At 47.6% G+C, this 8,516-nt stretch carries 8 protein-coding genes; 5 read left to right on the top strand and 3 right to left on the bottom strand.

The window, feature by feature from the left end:
* Positions 1-119 (top strand): IS3 family transposase (locus F5971_RS16080; RefSeq protein WP_193495613.1); only part of this gene is annotated, 119 nt, incomplete at its 5' end.
* Positions 116-703 (top strand): substrate binding domain-containing protein, encoded by a 588-nt coding sequence (locus F5971_RS16075; RefSeq protein ID WP_193496017.1) that lies wholly within the window; start codon positions 116-118, stop codon positions 701-703. The genes F5971_RS16080 and F5971_RS16075, both read left to right, overlap by 4 nt.
* 75 nt (positions 704-778) lie before the next feature.
* Here the strand turns inward: F5971_RS16075 and F5971_RS16070 are convergent, their stop codons facing one another.
* Positions 779-1,216, bottom strand: a complete 438-nt coding sequence (locus tag F5971_RS16070) for an Hsp20/alpha crystallin family protein (protein WP_193496015.1) — start codon at positions 1,214-1,216, stop codon at positions 779-781.
* Between the two features lie 126 nt (positions 1,217-1,342).
* A complete protein-coding gene (locus F5971_RS16065) occupies positions 1,343-2,938 on the bottom strand; it encodes a BCCT family transporter (RefSeq protein WP_193496013.1) in 1,596 nt (531 codons plus the stop codon).
* Positions 2,939-3,288: 350 nt separating this feature from the next.
* Between F5971_RS16065 and F5971_RS16060 the strand changes: the two genes are divergently transcribed.
* From F5971_RS16060 to F5971_RS16050, 3 genes are read left to right on the top strand one after another with little or no spacing between them, the layout of a single operon-like run.
* Complete coding sequence (locus F5971_RS16060; protein WP_193496011.1) at positions 3,289-5,004, top strand: NAD(P)H-dependent oxidoreductase subunit E; 1,716 nt, start codon at positions 3,289-3,291, stop codon at positions 5,002-5,004.
* Between the two features lie 4 nt (positions 5,005-5,008).
* Positions 5,009-7,780 carry a formate dehydrogenase subunit alpha gene (gene fdhF / locus F5971_RS16055; protein ID WP_193496009.1) on the top strand — a complete coding sequence of 924 codons (2,772 nt, stop codon included), beginning with the start codon at positions 5,009-5,011 and terminating at the stop codon, positions 7,778-7,780.
* A 12-nt stretch (positions 7,781-7,792) separates the two neighbouring features.
* The gene (locus F5971_RS16050; RefSeq protein WP_036509706.1) at positions 7,793-8,020 is read left to right on the top strand and encodes a hypothetical protein; all 228 of its coding nucleotides are present in this window, start codon (positions 7,793-7,795) and stop codon (positions 8,018-8,020) included.
* Positions 8,021-8,050: 30 nt separating this feature from the next.
* Here the strand turns inward: F5971_RS16050 and F5971_RS16045 are convergent, their stop codons facing one another.
* Complete coding sequence (locus tag F5971_RS16045) at positions 8,051-8,356, bottom strand: DUF1127 domain-containing protein (RefSeq protein ID WP_036509708.1); 306 nt, start codon at positions 8,354-8,356, stop codon at positions 8,051-8,053.
* Positions 8,357-8,516 lie beyond the last annotated feature (160 nt).

Raw genomic sequence — 8,516 nt, 5'->3', positions numbered from 1 at the left:
AAAAAGATGTCGCTGAATATATGCGATATTACAACTTGGAAAGACTGCACACAGCCAATGGCGACAAAACGCCGGTGGATTATGAAAACGAGCTAAAAAAAGTGTCCGGTTTTAGTTGACCAGTACACTACACGTGGATGTCATTGAGAACGAAATCGATGTGGCACTGCGAACAGGTTTCGTGAAAGACAGTCGTTTGGTGGCAAGGCGTCTTAGTCCAATGGACTTTCTGACGTGTGTTTCACCTCGATATCTAGAGGTGCACGGGGTACCCCGTTGTGCCGATGATTTTCAGCAACACAGTTGGATTGGTTTTCGAATTAAAGAAACACAACAGCTACAGCCGATTTTTTTGCCCAATGCGAAAGGGGAGTATCTCCCTTATGTGTTAGAACGCACGCATATCACGGATGATGGCGAGGCAATGGCACATATGTGTGTCGATGGTATGGGATTTGCTCAATTACCGCATTTTCTGGCGAAGCTTGGCTTGCAAAGCGGAACATTAGTGTCACTTTTCCCTTATTACCGACCACCGCAACCCGATAATGGCGTGTTTGCTATTTACCCAAAACGAGAGTATTTACCCGCTAAGGTCAGGGTATTTATTGAGTTTATGGCCTCATCATTAGAGGCTGCAGGCGAGGGGACGAATTATACTTGGGCTGAAAACTGGGTGCCTGTGGTCAATTTTCCAGTCTAGTATTGCTACAGTTGTAACTGTTGGTGATTACAAGAGTAAAAACGCCTCCATTTAGGAGGCGTTTTGCAATCTTATTTATTCTTCAGACAATACTTGAATACGTTTAGGCTGCACGGCTTCTCGTTTAGGAATGGTTATTTCCAATACGCCATGTTTGCATTTCGCATTAATAGCATCGCCATTCGCAGAGTCAGGTAAACTGAAGCGCCGATAAAAGGAACCAAAACTACGTTCAACGCGTTTATAGCCGTCTTTTTCGGTTTTGCTTTCGGACTCTTTCTGCCCTTTTACCGTGAGGACACCGGCTTCCATGCTCACCTCAATATCTTCCGGTTTAACGCCGGGTATATCAACAAAAATCAGGAACTTATCGCTTTCTTCTTTAATGTCAACAGATGGAGTCCACTCCGCTGTGGCAATGGTACTTTCTTCTGATTTTTCATCTCTGGATAGCTCTAATTCTTTTTGTAACTGTCTTAATAAGCTCCAGGGTTCATAACGTGTGATAGCCATGGTCTGAATCCTCATCATTAAACAAGTTAATAAGGTGTTGTTTACCTATGGGCTATATAAGGTGGTTTTTTTAAATTTCAAGAGGGGAAAAATAAACGCGCCTTAAGACGCGTTTATTAAAAAAACTTAGCTTGTTTTTGTTTGCGGACTTAGATCAGCATAAAACGAGGTATACTCCTGTGAAAGCCCTTTAAACAGGCTAAAGCACATGAAAAGCAAAACCACAGTGAACGGAAGTCCCGTTGCGACAGCACCGGCTTGCAGAGCGCTGAGTGCTGAGGTTCCTCCGCCTGCCAAGAGTATGCCTGCAATAATCCCGACCAATGCCGCCCAGAAGACACGTTGTTGCTTGGGTGCATCTGTTTTACCGCCTGCGGTAATTTTATCAATGACCAATGATCCTGAGTCGGACGATGTGATAAAAAACACCAAGACCAGAACAATGGCTAAAGAAGAAGTGATACCGCTTAAGGGTAGATTTTCTAACATTTGGAACATCGCCAGTGAGACGTCGCCAATGCCATTGCTTAATTGTCCAATACCCTCGGTTGCTTGGTGCAATGCATTGCCGCCAAAAGCCGTCATCCATACGATTGTGACGCAGGTTGGTACAAGTAAAACGGCGGTTAGAAACTCACGAACGGTGCGTCCTTTGGATACACGTGCGATAAAAATGCCGACGAAAGGTGACCAAGAGATCCACCAAGCCCAATAGAAGACGGTCCAGCCGTGAAACCAAGTTTGGTCATCACGTCCAATCCAGTTCGAAAGAGGGATAATATGAGTGACATAGTCAAGTGTGGTTTTAAAGAGGCCATTGATAAAGAGCGTCGTCGAGCCCGCAATTACAACGAATAGCAGTAGGGCGATGGCCATGATCATATTGATGTTGCTGAGCAGTTTTACACCACCATCAATGCCTCTCCATACAGAAATTAAAGCAATAATGGTTACAACAATAATGATTGCAATTTGGGTGCCGATAGAATTGGGGACACCAAAGAGGTAGTGTAATCCTCCCGCTGCTTGTGAAGCGCCTAAGCCAAGCGATGTGGCTAAACCGAAAATCGTTGCCAAAACGGCAACAATATCAATCGTATGTCCAATCCATCCACGCGTGTGTCGTCCTAAAATAGGGAAGAAAGCCGCACGTAAGGTCATAGGAAGGTTGCGGTTGTATGCAAAAAAAGCAATGGCTAACCCGACTACCCCATAAATAGCCCAAGGGTGTAAGCCCCAGTGAAACATTGTTGCACCCATGGCTGCAGAGGCACCGCTTTCTGTGTTCGCTGCTGCATTGAGTGGTGTACCGTACCAGTCGGTATAATAGGCGACGGGTTCTGCAACGCTCCAAAACATTAACCCTATGCCCATACCCGCGGCAAAGAGCATCGCAAACCATGAGTGTAATGAATATTCTGGTTTTGCATTTTTTCCACCCAAACGGATTTTACCCAGAGGCAGGAATATCAGCACTAAGCAGAACAATACGAAAAGATTACCAGCAATCATAAAGAGCCAGTCAAAATGATTGATGGACCAACCACGAGCGGCAACCAGAGAGGTACTGGCTGACTCGGGAAATACGAGTGCGTACACAATAAACGCAATAATTAATATCGCCGACAATGGGAATACGGGATTATGGAAATCCAGCCCCATCAGTTGAGCGTTATCCTGTCCAACTTTGTAGTCGGTGTCTTGATCTTGAATTCGGGCCATATGAGGTTCCCCTGAATAAATTTAACTGGCAGTCTTGTTGTTATTGAGCCAATCCATCACTAGCCATTCTCTGTCGAGTTGACTAATCCTTAGGGCGTATCGATTTTTATGCATTTGACGAATCATTTAAGTCTGAGGGCGACCTAGCTCCTTAGTAATTGCGACATGGACAATTTCAGGTCGTTTTTGCTATTGACGTCGCAGATGTGTCACCTTTGTTAGTGAATATCTGTATGCGACACTCATGTCTCTATTACAGACATGATTTGCTTTGTGAGGGGTTACGAGATTGCGAGAAGCAAGGTCAGATGCGATCATGAACGCAAAATGATAAACACGAGAGACCGCCAATGAATCCGACACAGACCCAAGCAGGTCAGCCACCTTTGCGCAAAACGCGTTCGCAGCCGCGAGGGCGTCTATTGGATGTAAATGCCTTAGAGACGGTAAACCAGTTGTTAGGGGATGCCTCAAATGCTCGCGATAGGTTGATTGAAAATCTTCATATCTTGCAAGACCATTTTGGCTACTTGTCGATGCCGCACTTGCGAGCCTTGTCTGAGCGGATGAATTTACCCATGGCGGCAGTGTATGAAACAGCCAGTTTTTATGCGCATTTCGATTTGATTGACGAAGGCCAAACACCCCCACCAGACATCACGATACGCGTCTGTGATTCATTGTCTTGCCAGTTAGCGGGTTCTGAACAAATGCACAAAGCCCTTGAGATGGGGGTGAACCCGGATCAAGTCCGCGTTGTTCGAGCGCCTTGCATGGGACGCTGTGATAAAGCGCCGATCGCAGAAGTGAAGCATCACCATGTTGAGCACGCGACCGTTGACAGGGTGGTGCAAGCCATCAGCAATCAAGACTTTTCACCAGCGATTGTTGATTGGCAGACATTTAAGATTTACCAAGCCGAAGGCGGGTATGGTTTACTGGATGCGTGTCGTCATGGTGAGGTTAGTGTTGAGTCACTTTTGACCCTGCTCGAAGAGTCGGGCCTAAGAGGACTGGGAGGGGCGGGTTTTCCTACTTTTAGGAAGTGGCAGTTTGTAAGAGCGGAAGCCGGGCCTCGCTACTGTGTGGTGAATGCCGATGAAGGGGAGCCCGGTACGTTTAAAGATCGTTATTACCTAGAAAGACGTCCGCATCAGTTCTTGGAAGGGGCGCTAATCAGTGCTTGGGCCATCGACGCAAAAGCCATCTATATCTATCTGAGAGATGAATACCCAAGCATACGTCAGTTGTTGCGCGAAGCGATTTCTGAGCTGGAGTCCGAAGGCTGGATTGAACCCGGTTATATTCAATTACGACGGGGTGCAGGTGCCTATATCTGTGGTGAAGAGTCTGCATTGATTGAGTCTCTGGAAGGTAAACCCGGCAAGCCAAGGCATCGTCCACCCTTTGTGGCGCAAAAAGGCTTATTTGGACAGCCGACCTTGGTTAACAATGTCGAAACACTGTATTGGATACCGCATATTCATGAAAAGGGAGCCGAATGGTTTGCTAGCCAAGGCCGCCATGGTCGCAAAGGTTTGCGTTCCTTTTCGGTGTCTGGCCGTGTTCAAACGCCGGGCGTTCATCTTGCACCTGCGGGGATTACGCTCACTGAGCTGATTGATGAATACTGCGGTGGTTTGCTGCCAGGCCACCAATTATTAGGCTATCTTCCCGGTGGGGCATCGGGTGGAATCTTACCCGCCAGTAAAGCCGATATTCCTTTGGATTTTGATACCTTACAGAGTGAAGGATGTTTTATTGGCTCTGCAGCCATTATTGTGTTGTCCGATCAAGATGACTTAAAAGAAGTGGCCAAAAATCTACTGGCCTTTTTTGCGGATGAATCCTGCGGTCAGTGCACACCTTGTAGAGTGGGTACTGAGAAAATGTTGAGCTTATTGGGTCATCCAACATGGGATGAGCCGACACTTGAATCTTTGGCACAGGTCATGATGGATGCGTCGATTTGTGGTTTAGGTCAAGCCGCACCGAACCCCGTGACGAGCTTATTTAGGCACTTTCGTGATGAACTGATTCAAGCCAAGATTATTGTTAAGGGGTAAGGTGATGAGCACAATTGAATTAACCTTTGATGGTATGACGGTGACGGCATCACCGGGAGAAACCTTGTGGCAAGTTGCAAAGCGCATGGGAGAGGTCATTCCTCATCTCTGCTTTAAAGACGCGGCAGGTTATCGTTCGGATGGAAATTGCCGTGCCTGCATGGTTGAGATTGAAGGTGAGCGGGTGTTAGCCGCCAGTTGCTTGCGTTTAGCGGAAGCGGGAATGGTGGTTAAAAGCCAGGCTTCTACACGTGCTCAAAATGCGCGAACGGCTGTGCTGGAAATGCTAGTGGCTGATCAGCCTGAGCGTGAAACGAGCCCTGACTCATCCAGCCATTTCTGGAAAATGGCAGATGCCTTAGCGATTGATGTCGGCAAAGTGAGAGCCACCCTACCCGAGCGTGTCCAACCCCATCTTGCTCCTGATCGTTCTCATAATGCGATGGCAGTGAATTTGAATGCCTGTATCAGTTGTAATTTATGCGTTCGAGCCTGCCGTGAAGTGCAGGTCAATGATGTTATTGGATTGGCAAATCGTGGGTCAAACTCCAAAATTGTATTTGATTTTGATGATCCCATGGGCAGCAGCACCTGTGTCGCGTGTGGTGAGTGTGTGCAGGCCTGTCCAACGGGAGCTTTAATGCCCTCAACGCTGGTGGATGAGAAGGGCGCAGGGGATTCGGCTGCATTTGATTCAGAGGTTGACTCTATTTGTCCGTACTGTGGAGTGGGTTGTCAATTGACCTATCAGGTTAAAGATAACCGAATCATTAATGTGAAAGGACGGGAAGGACCATCTAACTTAGGACGCTTATGTGTCAAAGGTCGTTTTGGTTTTGACTATCCAAGGCACCCAGCACGCCTAACCAAGCCGCTTATGAGAAAGCCCGGGGTGCCGAAAGGAGTGGACCCTGATTTTGATCCTGCGAACCCGTTAACGCATTTCTATGAAGTGGAGTGGGACGAAGCCTTGGATTTTGCGGCAAGAGGCCTGTCGCATTTGCGAGCTGAATATGGGCGTGACGTGCTGGCAGGGTTTGGCAGCGCTAAATGTTCAAATGAGGAGGCTTGGCTGTTTCAGAAGCTCGTGCGGACGGGATTTGGATCAAATCATGTCGATCATTGCACGCGTTTATGTCATGCCAGTTCGGTGGCGGCACTGATTGAATGCATTGGTACCGGTGCCGTTACTGCGTCATTTATGCAAGCGGAGCAGGCTGATGTCGTGATCTTGACGGGCTGTAATCCGGCGGTCAATCATCCTGTTGCCGCGACCTTCTTCAAACAGGCTGCAAAGAAAGGCACCAAAATTCTGATTCTGGATCCACGCGGTCAAGCGTTAAATGCCTACGCCCATAAAGTCGTCCGCTTTGCACCTGGAACCGATGTGTTTTTATTCAATGCGATGTTGCATGTCATTGTGACTGAGCACTTGTATGATGAGGCCTACATTTCTCAACATACCGATGGGTTTGAAGCGCTTAAACAGCATGTTATGCCATTTTCGCCAGAAGCCATGGCACCTGAGTGTGGTGTAGAAGCCGATGAGATCCGAACGGTTGCACGGCTCTATGCCAATGCCGATAAGGCGATGATTTTCTGGGGCATGGGTATCTCTCAGCATACTCATGGTACGGATAATGCTCGTTGTTTAATTTCCTTGGCTTTGGCTTGCGGCCAAACTGGACGGCCTGGGACGGGCTTACACCCCTTACGTGGCCAGAATAACGTACAGGGAGCATCCGATGCAGGTTTAATCCCAATGGTATTTCCAGACTACCAGCCTGTCACTGAAGCTCAAGTTCAATCCGCCTTTGAAGAGCTTTGGGGAACCCCCTTGAGTGATAAACCGGGATTGACTGTTGTAGAGATTATGCATGCGATTGATAAAGGGACTGTCCGAGGCATGTATATTCTGGGTGAGAATCCCGCAATGTCCGATCCTGATTTAAACCATGCCCGCTCTGCGTTAGCCAAGCTTGAGCATTTAGTGGTGCAGGATTTGTTTGTCACAGAAACAGCCCAGTTTGCGGATGTCATTCTGCCAGCTGCGGCGTGGGCAGAGAAAGATGGAACCGTGACCAACACCAATCGTCAAGTTCAAATGGGACGTGCTGCCATCGCTCCTCCGGGCGAAGCCAAGCCAGATTGGTGGATTATTCAGGCGTTGGCCAACCGAATGGGCTTAAACTGGCACTACACGCATCCGCGTGACGTCTTTGCTGAGATGAAGCAGGGTATGAACTCGCTCAATCACATCACTTGGGACCGATTGGAGCAAGAGGAGTCAGTGACCTATCCTTGTGCGGGTGATAATGAACCTGGGCAGGATATTGTGTACAGCGATGCCTTCCCGACACTGACTGGGCGTGCCAAGTTCTCGACTGCAAGTCCGTTACCCCCCGATGAAACCCTGGATGAAGAGTATCCTGTGGTGCTAACAACGGGTCGACAGTTGGAGCATTGGCATACGGGTTCTATGACGCGTCGAGCAAACGTCTTAGATACACTAGAGCCAGAAGCGGTAGCCAGTCTATCACCAACAGAGTTGCAGAAGCACGGGCTGCAACCGGGGGATGATCTGGTCATTACCACTCGTCGTGGTCAGATCACCCTGAAAGCTCGCGTTGATCCGCTCATGGCAGATGGAATGGTTTTTGTACCCTTCTGTTATGTTGAAGCCGCTGCCAATATTTTAACGAATGCAGCGTTGGATCCGTATGGTAAAATACCTGAGTTCAAGTATGCTGCTTGCCGTTTAAGTGGCAATCAATAAGGTATTAAAACGATGATGTTGGCTGATTTGTTTGACGAAGATGACTTTCGAGACAGCTTAATAAAAATGGGCGTTGGCGTGTCATCAAATATGAGTGTAGAAGAATGCGTTGCATTTATTAACGAAAATGCAGATGCAGAGGTGCGTTTAGTGCTGAAGGTTTGGGCACAGGAACGCTTAATGGAAGCAGGACTATTGCAACCCGAAGTTAAAGAGGCATTAGAGATATTGTGTGAATAATCGCACAATATCTCCTGTCATGAATCTGTATTAACAAGGATGTTTTTCTCCATTTGTCGGTATCGCATTTTGTGGTGCCGCATTTTTTGTTTGGCGGCTTAAAACCTCGGCTTCTTCAGCGGATGTGTTTAGTTGTTCAATAAATTCGTCTGGTACTTTTAGTTGATCCAATGAAACGATGGCACGGATTGCACCTTCTGAGCGTGTCAGACCGATATCATTGAGCAATCGCTCATCCAGATGTGACAGGCTTTGCTCTGTTGCTGAAAGGGTAAACCCCCGTGATAGACTGCTTAATAGGCTGTGTAACCGTGTACTTAATTCATCGAAAAACATATCCTAACTCCTTTGGTTAAAAAGGCTGGGATATCTTCGGGGGGAGTTTAGAGACGATTTTTGAATCTAGAAGCCGCGAAGATATCGCGGCCAGATAATATTAGATCATAGCACGCGAATAAGCAGGAACGGGCATCGGCCGTTTATTGGCGACGCTAAT

The organism is Nitrincola alkalisediminis (assembly GCF_009821115.1).
In the GTDB taxonomy this organism is placed as follows: Bacteria; Pseudomonadota; Gammaproteobacteria; order Pseudomonadales; family Balneatricaceae; genus Nitrincola; species Nitrincola alkalisediminis.
Note: the sequence above shows the minus strand (reverse complement) of the source record. Positions and strands in the feature narration are given on the sequence as shown.

Excerpts from the sequence above, each read along its gene's own strand:
- F5971_RS16045 (WP_036509708.1), bottom strand. The coding sequence starts at position 8,356 with ATGTTTTTCGATGAATTAAGTACACGGTTACACAGCCTATTAAGCAGT.
- F5971_RS16065 (WP_193496013.1), bottom strand. The coding sequence starts at position 2,938 with ATGGCCCGAATTCAAGATCAAGACACCGACTACAAAGTTGGACAGGAT.
- F5971_RS16050 (WP_036509706.1), top strand. The coding sequence starts at position 7,793 with ATGATGTTGGCTGATTTGTTTGACGAAGATGACTTTCGAGACAGCTTA.
- F5971_RS16070 (WP_193496015.1), bottom strand. The coding sequence starts at position 1,216 with ATGGCTATCACACGTTATGAACCCTGGAGCTTATTAAGACAGTTACAA.
- fdhF (WP_193496009.1), top strand. The coding sequence starts at position 5,009 with ATGAGCACAATTGAATTAACCTTTGATGGTATGACGGTGACGGCATCA.
- F5971_RS16060 (WP_193496011.1), top strand. The coding sequence starts at position 3,289 with ATGAATCCGACACAGACCCAAGCAGGTCAGCCACCTTTGCGCAAAACG.